This is a genomic window from Thauera sp. JM12B12, from assembly GCF_039614725.1.
Lineage (GTDB): Bacteria > Pseudomonadota > Gammaproteobacteria > Burkholderiales > Rhodocyclaceae > Thauera.
The window spans coordinates 3,166,822-3,190,199 of the sequence record NZ_CP154859.1 but is presented as its reverse complement, the minus strand read 5'-3'; the positions used below and the strand labels follow the sequence as shown (position 1 = coordinate 3,190,199).

At 65.7% G+C, this 23,378-nt stretch carries 27 protein-coding genes and 1 tRNA gene; 18 read left to right on the top strand and 10 right to left on the bottom strand.

Annotation, left to right across the window (positions count from 1 at the left end):
• Positions 1 to 5 precede the first annotated feature (5 nt).
• A complete protein-coding gene (locus tag AAG895_RS14435) occupies positions 6 to 788 on the bottom strand; it encodes a sulfite exporter TauE/SafE family protein (RefSeq protein ID WP_345792694.1) in 783 nt (260 codons plus the stop codon).
• 281 nt (positions 789 to 1,069) lie between these two features.
• Between AAG895_RS14435 and AAG895_RS14430 the strand changes: the two genes are divergently transcribed.
• Positions 1,070 to 1,145, top strand: a tRNA-Thr gene (locus AAG895_RS14430).
• Between the two features lie 69 nt (positions 1,146 to 1,214).
• On the opposite strand, the gene AAG895_RS14425 is transcribed toward AAG895_RS14430, so the two are convergent.
• The gene (locus AAG895_RS14425) at positions 1,215 to 1,451 is read right to left on the bottom strand and encodes a hypothetical protein (RefSeq protein WP_345792693.1); all 237 of its coding nucleotides are present in this window, start codon (positions 1,449 to 1,451) and stop codon (positions 1,215 to 1,217) included.
• A 187-nt stretch (positions 1,452 to 1,638) separates the two neighbouring features.
• On the opposite strand from AAG895_RS14425, the gene AAG895_RS14420 reads away from it, so the two are divergent.
• The 11 genes from AAG895_RS14420 to AAG895_RS14370 all read left to right on the top strand — a co-directional run bounded on the left by AAG895_RS14420 (position 1,639) and on the right by AAG895_RS14370 (position 11,857).
• Positions 1,639 to 2,178, top strand: coding sequence for an ACT domain-containing protein (locus tag AAG895_RS14420; protein ID WP_345792692.1), 540 nt, complete (start codon positions 1,639 to 1,641; stop codon positions 2,176 to 2,178).
• Positions 2,179 to 2,336: 158 nt separating this feature from the next.
• Positions 2,337 to 3,104 carry an SDR family NAD(P)-dependent oxidoreductase gene (locus AAG895_RS14415; protein ID WP_345792691.1) on the top strand — a complete coding sequence of 256 codons (768 nt, stop codon included), beginning with the start codon at positions 2,337 to 2,339 and terminating at the stop codon, positions 3,102 to 3,104.
• Between the two features lie 142 nt (positions 3,105 to 3,246).
• Positions 3,247 to 5,736 (top strand): heavy metal translocating P-type ATPase, encoded by a 2,490-nt coding sequence (locus tag AAG895_RS14410; protein WP_345792690.1) that lies wholly within the window; start codon positions 3,247 to 3,249, stop codon positions 5,734 to 5,736.
• A gap of 20 nt (positions 5,737 to 5,756) precedes the next feature.
• Positions 5,757 to 5,987 carry a cbb3-type cytochrome oxidase assembly protein CcoS gene (gene ccoS, locus AAG895_RS14405; RefSeq protein ID WP_345792689.1) on the top strand — a complete coding sequence of 77 codons (231 nt, stop codon included), beginning with the start codon at positions 5,757 to 5,759 and terminating at the stop codon, positions 5,985 to 5,987.
• A 481-nt stretch (positions 5,988 to 6,468) separates the two neighbouring features.
• The gene (gene ccoN / locus AAG895_RS14400; protein WP_345792688.1) at positions 6,469 to 7,899 is read left to right on the top strand and encodes a cytochrome-c oxidase, cbb3-type subunit I; all 1,431 of its coding nucleotides are present in this window, start codon (positions 6,469 to 6,471) and stop codon (positions 7,897 to 7,899) included.
• Between the two features lie 15 nt (positions 7,900 to 7,914).
• A complete protein-coding gene (ccoO, locus tag AAG895_RS14395; RefSeq protein WP_345792687.1) occupies positions 7,915 to 8,550 on the top strand; it encodes a cytochrome-c oxidase, cbb3-type subunit II in 636 nt (211 codons plus the stop codon).
• Positions 8,551 to 8,564: 14 nt separating this feature from the next.
• Positions 8,565 to 8,753: a cbb3-type cytochrome c oxidase subunit 3 gene (locus AAG895_RS14390; protein WP_345792686.1), complete on the top strand. Its 189-nt coding sequence runs from the start codon at positions 8,565 to 8,567 to the stop codon at positions 8,751 to 8,753.
• Positions 8,746 to 9,636 carry a cytochrome-c oxidase, cbb3-type subunit III gene (gene ccoP, locus AAG895_RS14385; RefSeq protein WP_345792685.1) on the top strand — a complete coding sequence of 297 codons (891 nt, stop codon included), beginning with the start codon at positions 8,746 to 8,748 and terminating at the stop codon, positions 9,634 to 9,636. The genes AAG895_RS14390 and ccoP overlap by 8 nt, the downstream gene beginning before the upstream one ends.
• A gap of 99 nt (positions 9,637 to 9,735) precedes the next feature.
• Positions 9,736 to 11,169 carry a cytochrome c oxidase accessory protein CcoG gene (gene ccoG, locus AAG895_RS14380; protein ID WP_345792684.1) on the top strand — a complete coding sequence of 478 codons (1,434 nt, stop codon included), beginning with the start codon at positions 9,736 to 9,738 and terminating at the stop codon, positions 11,167 to 11,169.
• A gap of 2 nt (positions 11,170 to 11,171) precedes the next feature.
• The gene (locus AAG895_RS14375) at positions 11,172 to 11,681 is read left to right on the top strand and encodes a FixH family protein (protein WP_345795301.1); all 510 of its coding nucleotides are present in this window, start codon (positions 11,172 to 11,174) and stop codon (positions 11,679 to 11,681) included.
• Positions 11,682 to 11,704: 23 nt separating this feature from the next.
• A complete protein-coding gene (locus tag AAG895_RS14370) occupies positions 11,705 to 11,857 on the top strand; it encodes a DUF3149 domain-containing protein (RefSeq protein WP_345792683.1) in 153 nt (50 codons plus the stop codon).
• Between the two features lie 78 nt (positions 11,858 to 11,935).
• Here AAG895_RS14370 and AAG895_RS14365 read toward each other — a convergent pair whose 3' ends face one another.
• Positions 11,936 to 12,379, bottom strand: a complete 444-nt coding sequence (locus tag AAG895_RS14365) for a universal stress protein (RefSeq protein WP_345792682.1) — start codon at positions 12,377 to 12,379, stop codon at positions 11,936 to 11,938.
• Between the two features lie 125 nt (positions 12,380 to 12,504).
• On the opposite strand from AAG895_RS14365, the gene AAG895_RS14360 reads away from it, so the two are divergent.
• Positions 12,505 to 13,914: an MBL fold metallo-hydrolase gene (locus AAG895_RS14360; RefSeq protein ID WP_345792681.1), complete on the top strand. Its 1,410-nt coding sequence runs from the start codon at positions 12,505 to 12,507 to the stop codon at positions 13,912 to 13,914.
• Between the two features lie 28 nt (positions 13,915 to 13,942).
• Here the strand turns inward: AAG895_RS14360 and AAG895_RS14355 are convergent, their stop codons facing one another.
• Positions 13,943 to 14,626 carry a Crp/Fnr family transcriptional regulator gene (locus AAG895_RS14355; RefSeq protein ID WP_345792680.1) on the bottom strand — a complete coding sequence of 228 codons (684 nt, stop codon included), beginning with the start codon at positions 14,624 to 14,626 and terminating at the stop codon, positions 13,943 to 13,945.
• A gap of 94 nt (positions 14,627 to 14,720) precedes the next feature.
• Here AAG895_RS14355 and AAG895_RS14350 point away from each other — a divergent pair, with 94 nt between their 5' ends.
• Entirely contained in the window at positions 14,721 to 15,101 is a 381-nt protein-coding gene (locus tag AAG895_RS14350; protein WP_345792679.1) for a SirB2 family protein, read from the top strand.
• A 14-nt stretch (positions 15,102 to 15,115) separates the two neighbouring features.
• Here AAG895_RS14350 and fnr read toward each other — a convergent pair whose 3' ends face one another.
• Positions 15,116 to 15,856 carry a fumarate/nitrate reduction transcriptional regulator Fnr gene (fnr, locus tag AAG895_RS14345; protein WP_345792678.1) on the bottom strand — a complete coding sequence of 247 codons (741 nt, stop codon included), beginning with the start codon at positions 15,854 to 15,856 and terminating at the stop codon, positions 15,116 to 15,118.
• 139 nt (positions 15,857 to 15,995) lie between these two features.
• Here fnr and hemN point away from each other — a divergent pair, with 139 nt between their 5' ends.
• The 4 genes from hemN (at position 15,996) to ppa (ending at position 19,023) form a co-directional block, all read left to right on the top strand.
• On the top strand, positions 15,996 to 17,387 hold the full coding sequence (gene hemN, locus AAG895_RS14340; RefSeq protein WP_345792677.1) for an oxygen-independent coproporphyrinogen III oxidase: 1,392 nt from the start codon (positions 15,996 to 15,998) through the stop codon (positions 17,385 to 17,387).
• Between the two features lie 60 nt (positions 17,388 to 17,447).
• On the top strand, positions 17,448 to 18,158 hold the full coding sequence (locus AAG895_RS14335) for a sulfite exporter TauE/SafE family protein (RefSeq protein WP_345792676.1): 711 nt from the start codon (positions 17,448 to 17,450) through the stop codon (positions 18,156 to 18,158).
• A 44-nt stretch (positions 18,159 to 18,202) separates the two neighbouring features.
• The gene (locus tag AAG895_RS14330; RefSeq protein ID WP_345792675.1) at positions 18,203 to 18,412 is read left to right on the top strand and encodes a cation transporter; all 210 of its coding nucleotides are present in this window, start codon (positions 18,203 to 18,205) and stop codon (positions 18,410 to 18,412) included.
• A gap of 83 nt (positions 18,413 to 18,495) precedes the next feature.
• A complete protein-coding gene (gene ppa / locus AAG895_RS14325) occupies positions 18,496 to 19,023 on the top strand; it encodes an inorganic diphosphatase (RefSeq protein ID WP_345792674.1) in 528 nt (175 codons plus the stop codon).
• A gap of 86 nt (positions 19,024 to 19,109) precedes the next feature.
• On the opposite strand, the gene pyk is transcribed toward ppa, so the two are convergent.
• From pyk to hyi, 5 genes are all read right to left on the bottom strand, one after another.
• Entirely contained in the window at positions 19,110 to 20,528 is a 1,419-nt protein-coding gene (gene pyk, locus AAG895_RS14320; RefSeq protein ID WP_345792673.1) for a pyruvate kinase, read from the bottom strand.
• A gap of 17 nt (positions 20,529 to 20,545) precedes the next feature.
• Positions 20,546 to 20,959 carry a heme-binding protein gene (locus AAG895_RS14315; RefSeq protein WP_345792672.1) on the bottom strand — a complete coding sequence of 138 codons (414 nt, stop codon included), beginning with the start codon at positions 20,957 to 20,959 and terminating at the stop codon, positions 20,546 to 20,548.
• 42 nt (positions 20,960 to 21,001) lie between these two features.
• Positions 21,002 to 21,424, bottom strand: coding sequence for a DUF3830 family protein (locus AAG895_RS14310; protein ID WP_345792671.1), 423 nt, complete (start codon positions 21,422 to 21,424; stop codon positions 21,002 to 21,004).
• 181 nt (positions 21,425 to 21,605) lie between these two features.
• Positions 21,606 to 22,490 carry a 2-hydroxy-3-oxopropionate reductase gene (locus AAG895_RS14305; protein WP_345792670.1) on the bottom strand — a complete coding sequence of 295 codons (885 nt, stop codon included), beginning with the start codon at positions 22,488 to 22,490 and terminating at the stop codon, positions 21,606 to 21,608.
• A gap of 73 nt (positions 22,491 to 22,563) precedes the next feature.
• Entirely contained in the window at positions 22,564 to 23,343 is a 780-nt protein-coding gene (gene hyi / locus AAG895_RS14300) for a hydroxypyruvate isomerase (protein WP_345792669.1), read from the bottom strand.
• Between the last annotated feature and the right edge of the window lie 35 nt (positions 23,344 to 23,378).

Genomic DNA, 23,378 nt, shown 5'->3' with positions numbered 1-23,378 from the left:
GGCGTTCAGAGGGTCTTGCCGAAGTAGTACAGCGTGAGCAGGCCGCCGACCGCGATGATGAAGCGCCGCAGCCAGACCGCCGGCAGCTTGCGTGCCATCGCCGCACCCCAATAGCCGCCGAGGGTGGCGGTGACGAGCATGACCAGCGTATGAGGCCACGACACCGCGTTGGCGATCACGAAGGTGCCGACCGCCACGCTGTAGATCACCGCCGACAGCCAGTTCTTCAGCGCGTTGATCTCATGCACGTCCTTGAAACCCTGTATGGCGAGCGCGGCGATCATCAGGATGCCCATGCCGGCGCCGAAGAAGCCGCCGTACACGGAAACCACGAGCTGGAACAGGTAGCCGCCCGGACCGATGTGGCGCTCATCGGTGCCCGCAGGGGCGGGTTTCCAGCGCTTCACCAGCGTGGAGATCTGCGCGCTGAACGCGAACAGCACCGTGGCCACGAGCAGCAGCCAGGGAATGAGCATGGCGAATGCGGCGTTCGAGGTCGCCAGCAGCAGCAGGCCACCGGCGATACCGCCGACGAAGGCGACCACGGAGAGCATCGGCAGGCTGCGCGAAAAGCGTTTGAGTTCGCGCCGGAACGCCCACGCCCCGGCGAGGCTGCCGGGCCACAGCGAGACGGAGTTGCTGGCGTTCGCCACCACGGGCGGAACGCCGACGGCGAGCAGTGCAGGGAACGAGAAGAAGGTGCCGCCGCCCGCCACCGAATTCACCGCGCCGGCCGCGAATGCAGCGACGCCGATGAGGGCGATTTCGAAAAGGTCGAGGCCGAACATGCGAGGGGGAGGTTTCAGGGGCAAGGCGCAGGAGCGTGCGGACCGACGCTGGCGCGAGAGGCATGCGATGGCGCGGCTGCCGCGGGAGAGGGCATCTCCCGCGGCGCTGCGTTCTGTAATCGGGCTTGTCTCCTCCGCCCTGAATTGCCGCGCATTCTAATGGACTCTTCTTCGAAAAAGTAGATTGCCCTGAAAGTTTTTCTTATCCGCGGGCCGCACCCGGAAATCGCGCCCGGATGGTTGATGCGCTTCGTGCCTCTGCGGTATGATCCGCGCCCTCAGCCGGTGTAGCTCAGTTGGTAGAGCAGCGCATTCGTAATGCGAAGGTCGGGAGTTCGAGTCTCTTCTCCGGCACCAGTCGTTCAAGTCAAAAGGCCAGCCCTCACGGGCTGGCCTTTTGCAATTCCGGTGTCCGCCCGAGCGCGTTCAGGCGGGGTGGCTGTCGAAGAGATGCAGCAGTCCACTGAACGCTTCCGCACTCAGCGCGGGATCGTAGCGCGAGAAGAGCGCCTGCTGGCGTTTGCGCGTGGCACTCGACATGGCGGCCATCAGCGCCTCGCGCTCGGCGAGGATCTCGCCGCACATGCGCTCGGTCACGAACAGGAAGGGGATGGGCTGATAGAGCCCGTCGGCCTTTGCGGTATGGAAGCGGGGCAGTTTCATGGTCTCCTCCTCTGCGCCTGGATCACGGCGATCGGCTCCCTCTCTGCGGGGAGTGTGGGTTATCGTGTGCATGCCTGTTTCAATTATCGCAAGGCTTCCGTAGGCAAACCTTGATCACGCGCAGAATCCTGCGTGGATCGATGCGCGTCTGCCTGTGGTTGCGGCGCGATCAACCGGGAGTGCGTACATGAAGACATCCCTCATCCTTACCCTCGTCGGCCCCGATCGCCCCGGTCTGGTCAGCGCGGTTTCCGCGCGTGCGAGCCAGTGCGGGGCCAACTGGATGGAGAGCCGCATGGCTCACCTTGCCGGGCAGTTCGCCGGCGTGGTGAGGCTTGAGGCCGACGCCACAGCGGTCGATGCGCTCGAGGCCGCGTTACGCGGGCTTGAGGCCGAGGGCCTGCATGTGACGGTCGCACGGGGCGGGGCGCGGGCGGTGGTCGAGGCGGGACGGGCGTGCCTCGAGCTGGTCGGCCACGATCGGCCCGGGATCGTCCGCGAGATCTCGACCGTGCTTGCGCGCCACGGGGTCAGCATCGAGGCGCTCGAGACCGCCTGCGAGAGCGCCTCGATGAGCGGCGAAGCACTGTTTCGCGCGAAGGCCGAGCTCGCCCTTCCAGCCGCCGCCGATCTGGGAGCGATCCGCGCGGATCTCGAAGCGCTCGCCAACGAGCTGATGGTGGATCTGGTGTTGGGTGACACCTCCGGGGCGTCGCGCTCGACCTGACCGGGGGGATGCCGGTTGCCGCCCTGCGCCGCGCTTGCGTACGGCTAGTTGACGTTTACGTTAACGCGAACTAAGGTTCGTTCCGATTCGGCGGCTGGCGTGCTCCCATTGGCAGGCACGGGCGGCGCGTCGGCGACTTGTCATAGGAGAGAGTGCGAATGCAGATCCGGAACGGCGTTTTCGTGGTGAGTGGGGGCGGATCGGGCCTGGGGGCCGCCACCGCCCGCATGCTGGTCGAGGCGGGCGGCAGCGTGGTGCTTGCCGACGTGAACCGTGAGGCAGGCGAGGCCCTGGCGGCCGAACTCGGTGCCGCAGCGGTGTTTGCGCAGACCGACGTGACCGACGCCGAAAGCGGCAAGGCTGCGATCGATCTCGCCGTCAGCCGTTTCGGCCGCCTCAACGGCCTCGTGAACTGCGCCGGCGTGGCGCCGGCCGAGAAGGTGGTGGGGCGCGAGGCGCCGCACCGGCTCGAGAGCTTCGCGCGCACGGTGTCGATCAACCTGATCGGTACCTTCAACATGCTGCGGCTGGCGGCGGACGTCATGAGCAAGGCCGAGCCCGACGCCGGCGGTGAGCGCGGCGTGATCGTCAACACCGCCTCGGTCGCGGCCTTCGACGGTCAGATCGGCCAGGCTGGCTATGCATCCTCGAAAGCGGGCGTGGTCGGACTGACGCTGCCGGTGGCGCGCGAGCTCGCGCGTTACGGCATCCGCGTGATGGCGATCGCTCCGGGGATCATGGAAACCCCGATGCTGACCGGCATGCCGCAGGAGGTGCAGGATTCTCTCGGCAAGATGGTCCCGTTCCCCTCGCGCCTCGGCAGGCCCGCCGAGTTCGCTGCGCTGGTGCGTCACATCGTCGAGAATGCCTACCTCAACGGCGAGGTGATCCGCCTCGACGGCGCGATTCGCATGGCCGCCAAGTAATCCGGGCGGATCGCCGCGGCGCCTGCCGTCGGCGGATGCTGCGGCGCAATAGCCCGGGGGTGCGAAATGTGCTAAAACCCGGGCTTCCCCACGTTCCGCCTCGAACGGTCCGACCGTCCGGGGCGGCTCTGCGTTTGTGCCCATGACCCAAGCCGACCCGTCCGTTTCCGTGGCCGATGCCGTAGCCGATGCCGACTGCTATCACTGCGGCCTGCCGATCCCGTCGGAAACGCGGCACTACGTGAACGTCGATGGCCGCCGGCGCCGCATGTGCTGCACGGGCTGCGAGGCCGTGGCCCAGTCGATCGTCGATAACGGCCTGGTCGACTACTACCGCCACCGCGACGCCATGCCCGAGACTCGGCGCGAGGCGATGCCGGCCGAGCTGCAGGAGCTCGGACTCTTCGATCATCCCGATTTCCAGAAAAGTTTCGTCCGTCCGGTGGGCGAGCACGAACGCGAGGCAGCGCTGATCCTCGAGGGGATCACCTGCGCTGCCTGCGTCTGGCTCAACGAGAACCACGTCGCGCGCCTCCCCGGCGTGTCGGCGATCCAGATCAACTACGCCACCCGGCGTGCGCGCGTGCGCTGGGACGAGCGCAGCATCAAGCTCTCCGACATCCTGGCGGCGATCCAGGCGATCGGCTACCGCGCCTATCCCTACGATGCCGAGCGCTCCGAGCAGGTCGCCCACCGCGAGCGGCGCTCGATGCTGTGGCGCGTGTTCGTCGCCGGCTTCGGCATGATGCAGGTCATGATGTACGCCTTCCCGGCCTACGTGGCGGGCGAGGGCGACATGACCTGGGACATCGAGCTGCTGTTGCGCTGGGCCAGCCTGCTGCTCACCCTGCCGGTGGTGCTGTACTCGGCCGCGCCGTTCTTCCAGCGTGCCTGGCGCGACGTGCGCCTGCGCCGGCTCGGCATGGACGTGCCGGTCGCGGTGGGCGTGGGCAGCGCCTTCGTCGCCAGTCTGTGGGCCACGCTGACCGACGGGCCGGAGGTCTATTTCGACTCGGTGACCATGTTCGTGTTCTTCCTGCTCGGCGGGCGCTACCTCGAGATGATCGCGCGTCAGCGTGCGGTGCGCGGGGTGGAGGAACTCGGCAAGGCGCTGCCGTCCTTTGCCGAACGCATCGCAGGCTGGCCGCAACGGACGTCGGCGGATAGGGTGCCGACGTCCGAGCTGGTGCCGGGCGATGTCGTCCGCGTGCGTCCGGGCGAGGTGATCCCGGTCGATGGGACGGTCGTCGAAGGCGTTGGCGAGGCGAACGAGGCCTTGCTCACCGGCGAGAGCATGCCGGTGCCCAAGCGCGTCGGCGACCGTCTTACCGGCGGCAGCATCAACGTGTCCTCGCCCCTGCTCCTGCGTGTCGAGCAAGTGGGCGACGCCACCCGGCTGGCCGCGATCCGGCGCCTGATGGAACGCGCGGCGGGCGAGAAGCCGCGCGTTGCGACGGTGGCTGACCGGGTGGCGGTGTATTTCATCGTGACCTTGCTGGTGCTCGCGGGGTTGACCGGTATCGCCTGGTACGTCATCGATCCCGATCGCGCACTTTGGGTCTTCGTATCGGTGCTGGTGGTGGCCTGCCCCTGCGCACTTTCCCTCGCGACGCCGACTGCGCTCACCGTGGCGACCGATGCGCTGGCGCGCATGGGTGTGCTGGTTACCCGCGGGCATGCGATCGAGACCCTGGCGCGCGCGAATCACTTCGTTTTCGACAAGACCGGTACGCTCACCCACGGCCGCATGCAGCTCGAGGAGGTGCTGGCCCTCGGCGAGCGCGGCGACGACGCGCTGATCCGTCTTGCCGCCGCGATCGAGCAGGGCTCGGAGCACCCGGTGGCAACGGGCTTGCGCGCCGCTGCGGGTGAGCAGGCGTTGCCGGTGGCGATCGACCTGGTCGCACAGACCGGCGAAGGCATGAGTGGCGTGGTCGAGGGCGAGGCGATGTGGATCGGTCGCCCGGATTTCGTCGCAGCGGCGGCCGGCTTGGCCGCGCCGGCGGCGCTCGAGTCGTTCGCTGCCCAGGGTGGGACGGTGATCGCGCTGGCGAGCCGGGCGGGCTGGCTCGGATTGTTTCGACTGGGGGATCAGTTGCGTGCGGAGGCACCGGCGCTGGCTCGTCGCCTCGCAGGCGAGGGCGTGCCCATGAGCGTGCTCTCCGGAGATGCGCCGGTGGTGGTCGAGGGTATGGCAGCGATGCTCGGCATCCGTGATGCACATGGCGGACTGAGCCCGCAGGGCAAGCAGCAGGCGATCTCCGGCCTGCAGCAGGATCCTGGCGCCGTGGTGGCGATGGTCGGCGATGGCGTAAACGACGCGCCGGTGCTGGCTCAGGCGCATGTGTCGATCGCCATGGGGGGCGGCACGGACCTGGCGCGCAATCAGGCCGACATCGTGCTGCTCAACGAGAACCTGGCCAGCCTCGGGCGTGGCGTCGATCTCGCGCGCAAGACGCTGCGGATCATTCGCCAGAACCTGTGGTGGTCGTTCGCCTACAACTTCACATCGGTGCCGCTGGCGATGGCCGGGCTGGTGACGCCGTGGATGGCCGGCATCGGCATGGCGGCGAGCTCGCTGCTGGTCGTGCTCAATGCAATGCGCCTGCAGGGCGTTCCCGGAAAGCGCTGAGCGCACCGGCGGAGAAGACGATGGAGAGCCTATACCTGCTGATTCCGCTTTCGGTCGTGCTCGTGTTCGTGATCGGGCTGTTGTTCTGGTGGTCTTTGCGCAGTGGCCAGTTCGACGATCTCGAGGGGCCTGCATACCGGCTCCTGATGGACGATCGTGACGAGCCGGATGCTGCGGGCGAGCCCGAGCGCGAGATGAAGCGCAGCGGCGAAACGAAGGCGGGAGATACGGACGGACCTGCGCCTTCCTGATCGCCAATGTGACGTTGGGTTGACCTATGTCAACACGCCGGGGATGCCGGTTGGCAGAATGGACGCATGTTGATCGACCGGCATGGCATGCCGGTGGTCAGTCCGGTTTTTGTCTCTCTGTTGGGGTTGGGGGTGCGTTCATGCGCACCCTTTTTTTTGCGCCTCGAATTCGCGCCTTCCCCTCGATTGAGGCGTCTTTTTGCGAATATGGCGCATTCCGTCCGTGAATTCGCATCGAGTGTCCGGACGCGGTTTCCCGCGTCAGTGCCCGGATCGCTGTAACCCAATAACGGCGCAGGTTTGCGCGTGTTTCTGGACATCTTCCAATTTTCGCTTCCGCCCCCTGCTGTGCTGCAATACAATGTTGATCTGTGTCAAATTGCGTACTCGCGCCACCGGTATTCTCCCTGGGTTGGGCAAGATCCGTGGCGCCTCAGGGTTGCTGCGCAAGAAAGGTTTCTAAAACGAAGAGGTGACTCACATGCAATCGCAAGCGACTTATAACTATAAAGTCGTGCGGCAGTTCGCCATCATGACGGTGGTGTGGGGCATTGTGGGCATGCTGGTCGGCGTGATCGCCGCAGCACAGCTCGTATGGCCGGAACTGAACGTGCACGAATTCCTGCATTTCGGCAGGCTCCGTCCGCTGCACACCAACGCCGTGATCTTCGCGTTCGGTGGCTGCGCGCTGTTCGCGACCTCGTATTACGTCGTGCAGCGCACCTGTCACACTCGGCTGTTCGCCCCCGGCCTCGCGGCCTTCACGTTCTGGGGCTGGCAACTGGTCATCGTGCTGGCGGCGATCACGCTGCCGCTGGGCTACACCTCCTCCAAGGAGTACGCCGAGCTCGAGTGGCCGATCGACATCCTGATTGCGATCGTGTGGGTCTCCTACGCCGTCGTCTTCTTCGGCACGATCGCCAAGCGCAAGGTCTCGCACATCTACGTCGCGAACTGGTTCTTCGGCGCCTTCATCCTCACCGTGGCGCTGCTTCACATCGTCAACAGCGCAGCCATTCCGGTCTCGCTGACCTCGATGAAGTCCTACTCCGCCTATGCCGGCGTGCAGGACGCGATGATCCAGTGGTGGTACGGCCACAATGCGGTGGGCTTCTTCCTGACCGCCGGCTTCCTCGGGATGATGTACTACTTCGTGCCCAAGCAGGCCGACCGCCCGGTCTATTCCTACCGGCTGTCGGTGGTGCACTTCTGGGCGCTGATCTTCACCTACATGTGGGCGGGCCCGCACCATCTGCACTACACCGCGCTGCCCGACTGGACGCAGTCCGTCGGCATGGTGTTCTCGCTGATCCTGCTCGCGCCGTCCTGGGGTGGCATGATCAACGGCGTGCTGACCCTGTCGGGTGCGTGGCATAAGCTGCGTACCGACCCGATCCTCAAGTTCCTGATCACCTCCCTGTCCTTCTACGGCATGTCGACCTTCGAAGGTCCGATGATGTCGATCAAGACGGTCAATGCGCTGTCGCACTACACCGACTGGACGGTCGGTCACGTGCACTCGGGCGCGCTGGGCTGGGTGGCAATGATCTCGATCGGCTCGGTCTACTTCCTGCTGCCGCGCCTCTATGGCCGGACCGAGATGTACAGCGTCAAGCTGATCAACGCCCACTTCTGGATCGCCACCATCGGCATCGTGCTCTACATCGCCTCGATGTGGATTTCCGGCGTGATGCAGGGCCTGATGTGGCGCGCCACCAACCCGGACGGCACCCTGACCTACTCCTTCGTCGAGAGCGTCAAGGCCAGCTATCCGTTCTGGACCATCCGCTTCATCGGCGGCGCGCTGTTCCTGACCGGCATGTTCATCATGTTCTACAACATGCTGAAGACCATCGCCGGCCAGAAGGCCTACGACGCCCCGGTGCTCGCGCCTGCGGCTGCCCACGCCTGATCGGAGAACAAGAACATGGCTCAATCGAAACACGAAAAAGTCGAACGCAACGTATTCCTCATGATCGTGCTCACGCTGCTTACCGTGAGCGTGGGCGGTCTGGTGGAAATCGTGCCGCTGTTCTTCCAGCACTCGACCACCTCGCCGATCGACGGCAAGGGCAATACGCTCGACGTCAAGCCCTACGACCCGGTGCGTCTGGTTGGTCGTGACATCTACGTCCGCGAGGGCTGCTACAACTGCCATTCGCAGATGATCCGTCCGTTCCGTGCCGAGACCGAGCGCTACGGTCATTACTCGGTGGCGGGCGAGTTCATCTACGACCACCCCTTCCAGTGGGGCTCGAAGCGTACCGGTCCCGACCTGGCGCGTGTGGGAGGCCGCTACTCGGACGAGTGGCAGCGCGTGCACCTGCTCAATCCGCGTGACGTGGTGCCGGAGTCGAACATGCCGGCATTCCCGTGGCTCGATCGTCCGGTCAAGGCCGACGACATCCAGGACAAGATGCGTGCGCTCAACAAGGTCGGCCTGCACAAGTACAGCGAGGAAGAGATCGCTGCCGCGCCGGCCGCGCTCGAGGGCAAGACCGAGCTGGACGCCATCGTGGCCTATCTCCAGGGCCTCGGTACGGCGATTTCGAACTTCCGGTAAGGACGGGGCGCGCTGTGGATATCAACGACTTTCGGAGCCTGATCACGGTGCTCGGCCTGGTGTGCTTCCTGGCCATCTGCGCCTGGGCGTACAGCAAGCATGCGAAGGCCGGTTTCGACGAAGCGGCGCGTCTGCCTCTGAGCGATGATGACCTGCCGACCCAGGGCGGTCGGCAAGACCTTGAGGGAAAAACAAATGGCTGACTTTATCAGCGGTTTCTGGAACATGTATGTGATGGTCCTCGTGGCCCTCTCCATCCTGTTCTGTGTGTTCGTGCTGGTGTCGAACATGACCAAGCGCGAGAAGGGGCCGGTCGAGCTGCACGGCCACGTGTGGGACGAGACGCTCGCCGAGTACAACAACCCGCTGCCGCGTTGGTGGATGTATCTGTTCTGGATCACCATCTTCTTCGGCATCGCCTACCTTGCGATCTATCCCGGTTTTGGCAGCCTCAACCAGGGTCGCGGCCAATGGGCGCAGTACGAGGCCGAGATGAAGGCCGGCGAGGAGCGCTTCGGTCCGGTGTTCGCCAAGTACCGTGACATGGACGTGATGGCCGTCGCAGCGGACCCCGAGGCGGTGGCGATGGGGCAGCGCATGTTCCTCACCTACTGCCAGCAGTGCCACGGTGCGGCCGCGCAGGGTGCGAAGAGCTTCCCGAACCTCACGGACAGCGAGTGGCTGTGGGGTGGGGCTCCGGAGAACATCAAGGAAACCATCACCAACGGCCGCAATGGCATCATGCCGCCGTTCGGCCCCGCGCTCGGCGCCGACGGCGTGAAGGACGTCGCCAACTACGTCCGCTCGCTCAACGGTCTTGCACATGACTCCGTGCGTGCGCAGCGCGGCAAGGAGGGCTTCGAGTCCAACTGCGTCGCCTGCCACGGCGCCGATGCGAAGGGCAATCCGATGCTGGGCGCGCCCAATCTTACCGACAACAACTGGCTGTACGGTTCGTCGGAGGCCACCATCACCGAGACCATCACGCACGGTCGCAACAACAAGATGCCCGCGTTCGGCGAGTTCCTCGGCGAGGACAAGGTCCATATCCTTGCAGCCTATGTCCTGAGCCTGAGCAAGAAGTAAGCGTTTTGCCCGCAGTCTGAAGTCTCATCCCGGGAGGAGGGGGTCCTCCCGGGGTTTCGAAAATAACAAGAACAACAAAAAGTCATTGGTAAACAGGCCATGAACAGCCCATCCCCTTCGCCGCAGAAACCGGCGAACAAGCCCCAAGACTCCTCCACCCTGGACACGCTCTACGCCGCACGCAAGAAGCTGTACGTCCGTGCCGTGACCGGCGTATTCGCCAACTGGCGATGGATCCTGGTGTGGCTCACCCAGATCCTCTACTACGGCCTCCCCTGGCTGACCTGGAACGACCGTCAGGCGGTGCTGTTCCATCTCACTGAACGCAAGTTCTACATCTTTGGCTGGGTCTTCTGGCCACAGGACGTGTTCTTCCTCGCGCTGCTGCTGATCATCTCGGCGTACGCGTTGTTCTTCTTCACCGCGATCGCGGGTCGGCTCTGGTGCGGTTACGCCTGTCCTCAGACGGTGTATACCGAGATCTTCATGTGGATCGAGCAGAAGATCGAAGGTGACCACATGCGCCGCCAGAAGCTCGATCAGGCACCAATGAGTGCCGAGAAGGCGCTGCGTCGTGGTGGCAAGTATCTGGCGTGGATCGTGGTCGCGTTGTGGACCGGCTTCACCTTCGTTGCCTACTTCTCGCCGCTCGACGAACTGCTCGCCTCCTTCAACGGGCTCACCTTCGGGCCTTGGGAAACCTTCTGGATCCTCTTCTACGCGGGCTTCACCTACCTGTTCGCCGGCGTCCTGCGCGAGCAGGTGTGCAAGTACATGTGCCCCTACGCACGCTTTCAGGCGGTGATGTTCGATCCCGATACCCTCGTCATCACCTACGACGAGGAGCGCGGCGAACCCCGCGGTACGCGCAAGAAGGGCATCGATCCGCGTACGGTGAGCAAGGGTGACTGCATCGACTGCGGCATCTGTGTTCAGGTTTGTCCGACCGGGATCGACATTCGTGACGGTCTGCAGTACGAATGCATCGGCTGCGCCGCATGCATCGACGCTTGCGACCAGGTCATGGACAAGATGAACTACCCGCGCGGCCTGATCCGTTACTCGACCGAGAACGCGATGAAGCGGCACTGGGGCAGCAAGGAGATCCTGGGGCACGTGTTCCGTCCGCGGACGCTGGTCTATGGCGCGGTCCTGGTCCTGATCTGCGTCGGATTCGTATGGGGGCTGGCGGCGCGCGAGCCGCTGCGCGTGGATGTCATCCGCGACCGCTCCTCGCTCGGTCGCGAGGTCGAGGGCGGGCTGATCGAGAACGTCTACCAGCTTCAGGTCATGAACATGACCGAGGCGCCGCGCGCCTTCCGACTCGAGGTGTCGGGTCTGCCCGGGGTGCGCATCGGCGGCGAACAGCGAGTCGAGGTCGCCTCGGCCGCGACCCAGACGGTGACCCTGCAGGTGCTGGTGCCCTACGACTCGGGGCAGCCTGGTGCCAACAATATCGCCTTCCAGGTGACCGCCGAGGATGACGCGGCGCTCACCCTGAAGGAAGAAACCACCTTCCTGATACCACGATGAACATGCGCTCGACCCTCAGCGAGAAGTCCCGCGAGCCCTGGTACCGCCAGGGCTGGCCCTGGTTCCTGATTGCCTTCCCCGCGACCGCGGTCGTGGGTGGCATCATCACCATGGTGATTGCCATCAACACCTTCGACGGCATGGTGGTGGACGATTACTACAAGGAGGGTCGGGCGATCGTGCAGACGATCGGACGCGTCGAGCACGCGCGTGAGCTGGGTCTGCGCGCGGCGCTCAAGGTGCGCAGCGAGTCCCTGCGCATCGAGCTTTCGGCCGCCGAGGGCAAGAGCCTGCCCGAAAGCATCCGCCTGACGGTGGCCCACCCCACCCGCGGCGGGCTGGACCAGGAACTGCTCGTCGCCGGGGCTGGCGGCGTGTATGAAACCCCGCTGGCGCCCCTGAGTACCGGGCGCTGGCTGTTTGTCATAGAAGACGAGGCCCGCAGCTGGCGCATGGACGGGTCCGCATTCCTCCCCGCAGAGATGGAGATCACGATTGATCCGAATGTCTGATTTCTTTGGAGAGGAGGTAAGTCATGGCCTGGGAACTGTTGTTGACCAGTGATATCGGGCTGCTCAGCCTGTTCACGATCGTCTTCATCCTCGTTATGGCGGCGTATCTTTACCGCTTCGCGCGCCGTCATATCGCCGAGGATGAGCGGAAGGCGGGAATGAGCGGCCAGGGTTGATCCGGCCGGATTGGCAGCGAAAGAAAACGGCCCGCGATCGCGGGCCGTTTTTCGTTCTGCGCTGAGGCCGTCGCTCGTTCAGCGGTAGACCAGAACCGGCGTCTTGCTGTGCGTGAGCACCTTCTGTGTCTCGCTGCCGAGCAGAAGGCCGGCGATGCCGCGGCGGCCATGCGAAGCCATGAAGATGAGATCGCAGCCGTGACGGTCTGCGGCGTCGATGATCGCCTCGTAAGGCACCTCGTTCACCGTGGTGTCGCTGTCCGATGCGACTCCGGCCGCCTCGGCCGCGCCTCTTGCCTTGGCAAGGATTGCTTCCGCTTCGGCCGCCGCCGACTTGGAGAACTGTTCGGGCGTGGTCGGATCGATGAGCGCGCCCTCGCCATAGATCGGCATCGGAAAGTCGGGCTGGGCGTAGAAGAAAGTGATGCGTGCCCCGGCTTCCTTGGCGAAGGAAACTGCCCGTGCAACGGTGCTTTCGGACAGTGCCGACCCGTCGGTCGGAACCAGAATGTGCTTGAACATGACGGACGCTCCCTGTTGTGTGTCACGATTCGATTATAGCGATGTGAAGCGCCCGGCCATGATTGATCGTGATCAAACAGACGCCGATTCTCGGCGGGCGTGCGCAGTTTCCTCGGAGGCGTGCCATGAAGCTGACTTTTTTGGGTGCGGCGGGTGAGGTCACCGGCTCCTGTCTGCGAGTCGATCACGAGCGCGGCAGTTTCCTCGTGGACTGCGGGCTGTTCCAGGGCGGGCGGGAGGCCCACCGCAAGAATCGCGAAGCCCTGAGTTTCGAGCTACGCGACATCGCCTTCGTTCTCCTGACGCATGCGCACCTCGATCACACCGGGCTCGTGCCGAGGCTGGTGGCGCTCGGCTACAAGGGGCGGATCTTCGCCACCGCGGCGACCGTCGATCTGCTCGGCGTGATGCTGATGGATTCCGCGCACATCCAGGAGAAGGAAGCCGAGTGGGCGTTGCGTAGCCGGCGCGCGCGCAGGGCGGGCCGCGCCGGCGAGCTCGCGCCGCTGTATACGGTCGAGCAGGCACGCGCCAGCCTTGGACGGCTGCGCCACGCCGCCTTCGACGAGATGATTGCGCCTGGTGCCGGCGTACATTGCCGATTTCGCAACGCAGGCCACATCCTCGGCTCCTCGATCATCGAGATCGACGTCGAGGAGCGGGGGCATACCCGTCGCCTGGTCGTGTCCGGTGACCTTGGGCAGCCGATGCGCCCGGTCCTTCAGGATCCCGTGCCCATCCCCGAGGCCGATTATCTTTGCGTGGAATCGACCTACGGCAACCGAGCGCACCGCTCCTTCGCCGAGACCTGTGACGAGCTGGCCGAGGTGTTGCGGCGCACGCTCGAGGTGCAGGGGGGCAACGTGATCATCCCCGCGTTCGCAGTCGGGCGGACGCAGGAGCTGCTTTTCGTGCTCGCGGACCTGGTGCGGGCAGGGCGCATCGCTCGGCTCGACGTCGTGGTCGACTCGCCCATGGCGCTGGCAGTCACCGAACTCACGGTTCGCCATGACGACCTGTGGGACGACGAGACGCGCGAACTGTTTGCCTGGAGCCGGCAGCACGCCGACCGCTTCAATCTCCGCTTCGTCCAGGATGTCGAGGAGTCGATGGCGCTCAACAGCGTGCGCGGGGGACTGGTGATCATCTCGGCAAGCGGGATGTGCGATGCCGGGCGGATCAAGCACCACCTTCGCCACAACATCGGCCGGCGCGAGTGCGCGATCGTGATCGCGGGTTTCCAGGCGGCGGGCACGCTCGGTCGGCGCCTGGTGGACGGCGCCCGTCAGGTGACCCTGTTCGGCGAGCGCATTCCGGTGCGCGCGCGCATTCACACCATCGGCGGCTTGTCCGCGCATGCGGATCAGCCGGCGATCCTCAGCTGGCTGCGCGGTTTCCGCCGACCGCCCCGGCGTACCTTCGTGGTGCATGGCGAGCCGACCGCGGCCGCTGCCCTAGCCGGGTGCATCGAGCGCGATCTCGGCTGGCGCGGCGTCGAGGTCGCCGCGCCAGGCGTGTCTTCTGTCCTGTCCTGAGCGGCCGGGATGCGTTCCGGCCGGTCGGTCAAGCGTTGTAGCGCGACAACCGCGCGGGATCGCGCAAGGTGATGCGTTTGCCCGCCACGCTGATGAGGCCGGCCTCGCTGAGGTCGTGAAAGATCCGTGACAGGGTCTCGGGCGTCAGGTTGAGGCGCGAGGCGATCACCTGCTTGCTGGTGGGCAGGGCAATCTCGCACGGCGTGTCGCTGTCGGCCACCTGCAGCAGGTAGCCGATCACGCGCTGGGTGCTCGAGCGCAGGGAGTAGGTCTCGACGTCCTGGATCAGACCATGGAGGCGGATCGCCATGCCGGCGAGCAACTTATGGGCGAAGGTGGAGTCCTGATCGATGAGCTCGCTCACCACCGCCTGGCCGACGTGAACGAGGACGGTCTCGCTGAGTGCCTCGGCAAACACCGGGTAGGGATGGTTCATGAACATCACCGCCTCACCGAAGCTCTGCATCGGACCGACGATCTCGACGACCTTCTCCGTGCCCTGAGGCGAGGAGAACGCGAGCTTGACCTGTCCGGAGACGACGAAGTAAAAGCCGTGCGGCTGGTCTCCGCGCTGGAACAAGACCTCGCCGCGCGCGACGTGACGGTCGCGGGTGTAGCGGGTGACGCGCTGGATGTCGGCGTCCGAAAGCTCGCTGAAGAGCGGAATGCGCTTGAGCAGGGACGGAATGTCGAGCTGGGCGTGGGGGGGCATCGAATGGACTCTCCGTAAGGCGTCGCAATTTTAATCGAGCCGGCTCGCTGCCGGCTGCTCCCGGCTCTCGGGCCGGCTATCGAGAGGAGAACGAATGTATTACGCGATCAAGCACCTTCACGTCACCTGCGTCGCCCTCAGTGCGGCAGGCTTCCTGCTGCGCGGCTTGTGGATGATGACCGGCAGCCCGCTGCTGCAGCACCGCCTGACCCGGGTGCTGCCGCACGTCATCGACAGCCTGCTGCTGCTGTCTGCGATCACGCTCGCCGTGATGATCCAGCAGTACCCGTTTGCGGCCGGCTGGGTCACCGCAAAGGTTCTCGGTCTGCTTGCCTACATCCTGCTCGGTACCCTCGCCCTCAAGCGCGGGCGCACCATGGGCATGCGCATCACCGCCTTCACCGCGGCGCTGCTCGTCTATGCGTGGATCGTCTCGGTGGCCTTCACCAAGCAGGTCGCCGGCTTCCTGGCCTGAGGCGGCCACCGATCTCAGCGCACGCCCTGCTGGTGCTGGATCAGCCTCTTCAGTCCGGCAGGGTCGAGCAGCAGCACGTGCTTCTGCTGAACCGAGATGAGCCCGTCTTCCTGGAAGCGCGAGAACGCGCGCGACACGGTCTCGAGCTTGAGCCCGAGATAGGAGCCGATCTCCTCGCGCGTCATGCGCAGGTTGAACTCCTGCGACGAGAAGCCGCGCGCGTTGAAGCGCTGCGACATGTTGAGCAGGAAGGCGGCCAGGCGCTCCTCGGCGCGCATCGAGCCGAGCAGCATCATCACGCCGTGGTCGCGCACGATCTCGCGGCTCATGACCTTGTGGAACTGGAGCTGCAGTCCGTCGATCTCGTGCGAGAGCTGCTCGAGCTTGTCGTATGCGATCACGCACACCTCGCTGTCTTCGAGGGCGACGGCATTGCAGCTGTGGGCCTCGGTGCTGATGCCGTCGAGGCCGAGGATCTCGCCGGTCATCTGGAAGCCGGTGACCTGCTCCCGGCCGTCCTCCAGCAGCACGTCGGTCTTGAACGAGCCCGCACGGATCGCGTAGATCGCCTCGAAGGGGTCGCCTGCCCGGTAGAGGTTCTGCTGGCGCTTGACCTTGCGCCGCGCGCCCACGAGCTCGTCGAGACGGCTCAACTCGCTGTCGGACATGCCGAAGGGCAGGCAAAGCTCGACCAGGTTGCACTGCGAACAGGCAGTCTTCAACCCGTTCACGGTAATTGGCACGGTTGCCCTCATCTGCACGATAATCCTGCTTCCCCGACGAAAGACGCCGACATGGGCGCGAGCGGACTTTCAAGTCATGCCCGTTGACCCACGTCAACCAAAAAAATACGGTGTTCTGCCATTGTTCGGCACACACTGCCGCAGCAAGATCATGAAAAGCCAGAACGAACTCATCTTCGATCCGCAACTCATCCGTAGATTCGACATCAACGGACCGCGGTACACTTCCTATCCGACGGCGGATCGCTTCGTCGAGGCCTTCAATGCCGAGGCGCTGAAGTCCTGGCTCGCCAAACGAGCCGTGGGCGGCGTAAGCAAACCGCTCTCATTATACTTCCACATCCCGTTCTGCAACACGATCTGCTACTACTGCGCCTGCAACAAGATCATCACCAAGGATCATGGGCGCTCCGCCAAGTACCTGAAATATCTGGCGAAAGAGATTGCGATGCAAGCGGCTTGCCTGGAGGGAAGCCGCCAGGTCACGCAGTTGCATCTCGGCGGCGGGACGCCGACCTTCCTGTCGCACGACGAGATGCGCGAGCTGATGGCCTCGGTGCGCGAGCACTTCACGCTGGTCCCCAACGGCGAGTATTCGATCGAGGTCGATCCGCGCAAGGTCGATTTCGACACCGTCAAGCTGCTCGCCGATCTCGGCTTCAACCGCATGAGCGTGGGCGTGCAGGACTTTGCCGAGGACGTGCAGGCGGCGGTCAATCGCATCCAGAGCTACGACGAGACCAAGCTCGTCATCGATGCGGCGCGCGCGACCGGCTTCAAGTCGGTGAGCATGGACCTGATCTACGGCCTGCCCAAGCAGAACGTGATCAGCTTCAACCGCACGCTGGAGCAGGTGCTCGCGATCTCGCCCGATCGCATCTCGCTCTACAGCTACGCGCACCTGCCCGGCCTCTTCAAGCCCCAGCGCCGCATCAACAGCGGCGACATGCCCACCGCCGACACCAAGCTGCAGCTGCTGCAGCTCGGCATCCGCCGCCTCACCGAGGCCGGCTACGTCTACATCGGCATGGACCATTTCGCCAAGCCCGACGACGAGCTCACCGTCGCCCAGCGCCAGGGTCGGCTGCATCGCAACTTCCAGGGCTACTCCACCCAGGCCGAGTGCGACCTGCTCGCCTTCGGCGTGTCGGCGATCGGCAAGATCGGGCCGGTGTATGCGCAGAACGTGAAGACCCTGGACGAGTACTACGATGCGCTCGACCGCGACGAGCTGCCGGTGCTGCGCGGCATCGAGCTCACCGCCGACGACCTGTTGCGGCGCGCGATCATCCAGGCGCTGATGTGCCACTTCGAGCTGTCGATGCAGTCGATCGAGATCGCCCACCTGATCAACTTCCGCGAATACTTTGCGGAAGAGCTTGCCGACCTCGCGGAGATGGAGAAGGCGGGGCTGGTGAAGATCGAAGGCGACTGGATCAGCGTGCAGCCCGGCGGCCGCCTGCTCGTGCGCGGCATCGCGATGGTGTTCGACCGCTATCTGCGCGCCGACCGCGAGCGCCAGCGCTACTCGCGCGTGATCTGAAGACCGCGGCTCACGAGCGTAGAATGAGGCCTCGCATCTTCAGCGGGGCCTCGTTTTTCAATGCCTGAAACCGGTTATCTCGCCGTCTTCCTCATCGGCCTGCTGGGCGGGACGCATTGCGTGTCGATGTGCGGCGGCATCGTCGGTGCGCTCACCATGCAGGTGCAGACACCCGGCGGCAAGCCGCAGTGGCCGCTGCACCTCGCCTACAACCTCGGCCGCATCGGCACCTATACCGCGCTCGGCGCGGGGGTGGGCTTCCTCGGCTCGGTCGGGCTGCTCTACGACGGCATGCTGCCGGTGCAGATGACGCTCTATGTGCTTGCCAACCTGATGCTGGTCGCGCTCGGGCTCTACCTGACCGGCTTCACGCGTCTGCTGGCGCCGATCGAGCGCGTCGGTCACGTGCTTTGGCGCCGCATCCAGCCCGCGACGCGCCATTTCCTCCCCGCGCGCTCGGTCAGGCAGGCCCTGCCGCTCGGCATGCTGTGGGGCTTCATTCCCTGCGGGCTGACCTATTCGATCCTCGCTACCGCGCTCGTCACCGGTTCGGGCGCGCGCGGCGCCGGCCTGATGCTCGCCTTCGGCCTGGGCACTCTGCCCAATCTGCTGCTGGCCGGCATGCTGTTCAAGCGTTTCCGCGACTTCACCCGCAACCGCAAGGTGCGGATCGCATCGGGGCTGCTCGTGCTCGGCTTCGGGCTGTTCGGGCTCTACCACGCGCCCACGCTCGGCGGCGATCTGTGGAACGGGGTGGTGTGCGTGACCTGAGGCCCCGGCGGACCGGGGTTCGAATCATCGACGAGGAGTGGTGCATGAGCGAAGTGACGATCAAGGTCGAGGGGATGAGCTGCGGCGGCTGCGTCAGGAACGTGACCGGGGTGCTGAAGGCGCTGCCCGGTGTCGAGGACGCGCAGGTGTCGCTGGAGCAGGGCAGTGCGACCGTGCGTTTCGATCCGGCACGGATTTCGGTCGAGGCCTTGCGCGCGGCCGTGGAGGACGCCGGGTTCGACGCGCCGGCCTGACGGCGCCTGCGGGCGGGGGTGCAGTGCAAGACATTGTGGTTTCCCCCTATAATCCGCGCACAATTTTTCCACGGGAGGGATGTATGGGTTTCGATCTGGTCAGCGCCGGCAAGGACGTGCCGAACGACATCAACGTCATCATCGAGATCTCCGCTCAGGGCGATCCGATCAAGTTCGAGGTGGACAAGGACAGCGGCGCAGTCTTCGTCGATCGCTTCATGGGCACCTCGATGCGTTACCCGCTCAACTACGGCTACGTGCCGCACACGATCGCCGGCGACGGCGACCCGGTCGACGTGCTGGTGGTGACGCCCTTCCCGCTGCAGCCGGGCGTGGTCATCCGCTGCCGTCCGGTCGGCGTGCTGAAGATGGAAGACGATGGTGGCGTCGATGCCAAGGTCGTCGCCGTGCCGGTCTCCAAGCTGACCCCGCTCTACGACAAGGTGCAGACCACCGACGATCTGCCCGAACTGCTGATGAAGCAGACGGTGCACTTCTTCGAGCACTACAAGGATCTCGAGCCGGGCAAGTGGGTCAAGGTGCTCGGCTGGGGCACGGTCGAGGACGCCAAGCAGGAGATCGTCAACGGCCTCGCCGCCGGGAAGAAGTAACACGGGCGAGCGCATCGCCTGAACGCAAAAGGCCCGCTATCCGCGGGCCTTTTTTTTCGACGACATGGCTGAAGGGGGCAGCGTCGTCAGCCCGGGATGCGGGCCACGTGCAGCAGGTTGGTGCTGCCGCTCTTGCCGAAGGGCAGGCCACCGATCACGACCAGGACGTCGCCGGGACCGGCGAAGCCATGGCTGACCGCGGATCTGCCCGCGTGATCCACCATCTCGACGACATCGTGCACCTCCTCGAAGGGCACCGGATGCACGCCCCACGCCAGTGCCAGCCGGCGCGCGGTCGTGGCCTGCGGGGTCAGGGCCAGGATCGGCGCCTGCGGGCGCTCGCGGCTTGCGCGCAAGGCGCTGAACCCCGAGCTGGTGTAGGCCACCGTGGCCGCGGGCTCGAGCAGACCGGCGACGCGGCGCAGCGCGCAGCAGATGGCATCGGGTGTGTTGGCCGCGGCGGGGGTGTGGCTGGCTTCGAGACCGGCACGCCAGGCCGGGTCGCGCTCGACCTCGCAGATGATGCTGTGCATGATCGACACCGCCTCGATCGGGTACTGGCCCGAGGCCGATTCGGCCGAAAGCATCACCGCATCGGCGCCGTCGTAGATCGCGGTGGCGACGTCGGAGGCCTCGGCGCGGGTGGGCACCGGGGCGGTGATCATCGACTCCAGCATCTGCGTGGCCACCACCACCGGCTTGCCGGCGGCGCGCGCGGCGCGCACGATCCGGCGCTGCAGCACGGGCACCTGCTGCGGCGGCAGCTCCACGCCGAGGTCGCCGCGCGCCACCATGATGCCGTCGGCAAGCGCGACGATCGGCTCGAGCTCGTCGATGGCGGCGGGCTTTTCGAGCTTGGCCATGATCCAGGCGCGGTCACCGATCAGCTCGCGGGCCTCGCGCAGGTCGTCGGGACGTTGCACGAAGGACAGCGCGACCCAGTCCACACCGAGTGACAGCCCGAAGTCGAGGTCGGCGCGGTCCTTCGCGGTCAGGGGCGAGATCGGCAGCACCACGCCGGGCACGTTCACCCCCTTGCGGTCCGACAGCGGGCCGCCCACCAGCACCGTGGTGTCGGCAAAGTCGCTGCCGAAGGCGTCCACCCGCAGGCGCAGCTTGCCGTCGTCGAGCAGCAGCTCGGTGCCGGTCTCGAGCGCGGCGAAGATCTCGGGATGGGGCAGGTTGGCGCGGCTGGCGTCGCCGGCCTCAGGGTCGAGATCGAGGCGGAAGCGCGCACCGGGGGCGAGCGTCACCTTGCCTTCGGCGAAGCGGCCCACGCGCAGCTTGGGGCCCTGGAGGTCCATCAGCACGCCGATCGGTCGGCCGATCTCGACCTCGATCTCGCGGATCAGGCGGTAGCGCTCGGCGTGGTCCTCGTGGCTGCCATGGCTGAAGTTGAGGCGGAAGACATCTGCGCCGGCTTCGGCCAGCGCACGAATCTGTTCTCGGGTCGAGCTCGCCGGCCCCAGGGTGGCGAGAATGCGGGCGCTGCGTTCGCGTTTCATGTGCGGGTCTCCTCGGGTCAGGCGTTCGCGAAAGCAAGCAGCGCGGTCACGCCGGCGCGCGCCACCTGGGCGTCCTCGCCGGCCTTGACGCCGGATACGCCCACCGCGCCGATCACGCAGCCGTCGACGACGATCGGCTCGCCGCCCTCGAGCGGCACCACCGGCATCGCCAGCGCGGCGATGCGGCCGTTGTTGACCATGTCCTCGAAGGCCTTGCTCGGCTTGCCGCTGAGCACGCAGGTGCGCGCCTTCTCGGGGGCGACGGCGGCGCTCATCAGCGGCGCGCCGTCCATGCGCTGCAGCCACAGCGCGTGGCCGCCGGCGTCGCAGATCGCGATGCTGACCGCCCAGCCATTGGCGCGCGCCTCGGCTTCCGCCGCTTCGGCGGCGCGCCGTACATCGGCGAGCGTGAGTGCTTGAGTGGGTTTCATGTGCTGTCTCTCCAACGTTCTCTCAAGGCAGGACTTCGCCGCTCAGCGTTCGCCGAGGTCGGTGAAGCGGATCCATTGCGCGCCCTTCCACAGTACCGTGCGGCCCATCTCGTAGAGCTGATCGGCGCCTTCCACGACGGTCAGGAAGTGGTTGCCGGCGAGCTGGCCCATCTTGCTGGCGAAGCAGCTGCTCCCGTAGGCGAACAGGATTTCGGTCTCGGAGAAGCCGCCCGGATAGAGCAGGATGTCGCCGCGCGAGGGATGGCTGGTGTGGTTCTCGAAGCCGAGCCCGGTGTCGAACTCGCCGAGCGGCACCCACACCGCCTCGCCGCTCCAGCGCGAATGGATCACCTGGTTCGAGAACGGGAGCAGCTCGAGAAAGGCTGCACAGGTCTTGGGCGCGGCGGCCTGCTCCATGCGGGCGACAAAGCGGAACGAACCGACTTCGATGGCGAGATGACGCATCGTGAACTCCTTCGTGGGTGGGCGGCACGTCGGGGAGAACGTGCCGCCCGGGGGGTGCGCCGGTCGTTGCCGGCGCTTTCTGCTCTGGGGGTGGGGTGGCCGGCGCGCGGCCCCGGGGACGCGACGCGCCGGCCTGGACGAACGGCTCGGAACTCGATCGGGCTGGTCGCTCAGCGACCGCTCATTGCCCGATCTCGAAGTTGGCCATCTTCTCGAGCGCACGCACCATCGCCGAGTGGTCCCACTTCGAGCCGCCGTGCGCGCTGCAGGCGTTGAACAGTTCCTGCGCGGTGGCGGTGTTGGGCAGCGACACGCCGAGCTGGCGTGCGGTGGTGAGCGCGAGGTTGAGGTCCTTCTGGTGCAGCTCGATGCGGAAACCCGGGTCGAAGGTGCGCTTGACCATGCGCTCGCCGTGCACCTCGAGGATGCGCGAGTTGGCGAAGCCGCCCATCAGCGCCTGGCGCACCTTGGCCGGGTCGGCGCCGGCCTTGGCGGCGAGCAGCAGGGCCTCGCCGACGGCCTCGATGTTGAGGGCGACGATGATCTGGTTGGCGACCTTGGTGATCTGGCCGTCGCCGTTGCCGCCCACGAGCGTGATGTTCTTGCCCATCAGCTCGAAGAGCGGCTTCACCTTGTCGAAGGCGGCCTCGCTGCCGCCGACCATGATGGTCAGGCTGGCGGCCTTGGCGCCGACCTCGCCACCAGACACCGGCGCATCGAGGTACTCGCAGCCGAGCGCGTTGATGCGCTTGGCGAATTCCTTGGTGGCGACCGGCGAGATCGAGCTCATGTCCACCACGATCTTGCCCTTCGACAGGCCGGCGGCGACGCCTTCGGGGTTGAACAGCGCGTCCTCGACGTGCGGCGTGTCCGGCACCATGGTGATGATGATGTCCGCCTTGCGCGCGACCTCGGCGCCGTTGGCGCAGGGCTGGGCGCCAGCCTCGAGCAAGGTGGCCGGGGTGTCACCATGGGTGTAGGTGAACACGCTGTGTCCGCCCTTCAGCAGATGGCCCGCCATGGGGGCGCCCATGATGCCGAGGCCGATGAATCCGATGTTTGCCATGTTGCTGTCTCCTGATGTCTTCGAAATCGATGAAAGAAGATCAATGGGGTCTGACCCCATTGATCCGAAGCGCTCAGCCGGCGAGCGCCTTGATCCAGCCCAGGCCCTCGCGGGTGCCGGCGGCGGGCTTGTATTCGCAGCCGATCCAGCCGTCGTAGCCGAGCTGGTCGATGAAGCGGAACAGCCAGGCGTAGTTGATCTCGCCGGTGCCGGGCTCGTTGCGCCCCGGGTTGTCGGCGATCTGCATGTGCGCGATCTTCGGCAGGTGCTTGGCGATGGTGTTGGCGAGCTCGCCCTCCATGCGCTGCATGTGATAGATGTCGTGCTGCAGGTACAGGTTGCTTGATCCGACTTCCTCGATCAGCGCGATCGCCTGCGCCGTGCGGTTGAGGTAGAAGCCCGGGATGTCCCAGGTGTTGATCGGCTCGACGAGCAGGCGGATGCCTGCTTCCTTGAGCTTGGCGGCGGCGAAGCGCAGGTTGGCGACGAAGGTCGCGTGCACCGTGTCCGCATCGACATTGGCCGGAGCGATGCCGGCGAGGCAGTTCACCTGCTTGCAGCCGAGTGCGGTGGCGTATTCGATCGCACGCCCGACGCCGTCCTGGAACTCGCCGACGCGGTCCGGATGGCAGGCGATGCCGCGTTCGCCACCTTCCCAGTTGCCCGCCGGCAGGTTGTGCAGCACCTGCACCAGGCCGTGCTTGACCAGGCGCTCGGCGAGCGCGTCCTTGTCGAAGGCGTAGGGGAAGAGGTACTCCACGCCCTTGAAGCCGGCCTCCGCCGCCGCCTGAAAGCGGTCGAGGAAGGGGACTTCGTTGAACAGCATGGTGAGGTTGGCGTTGAACTTCGGCATGTCGGTTTCTCCGGTTTTCTGTTGCGGGCGAGGGC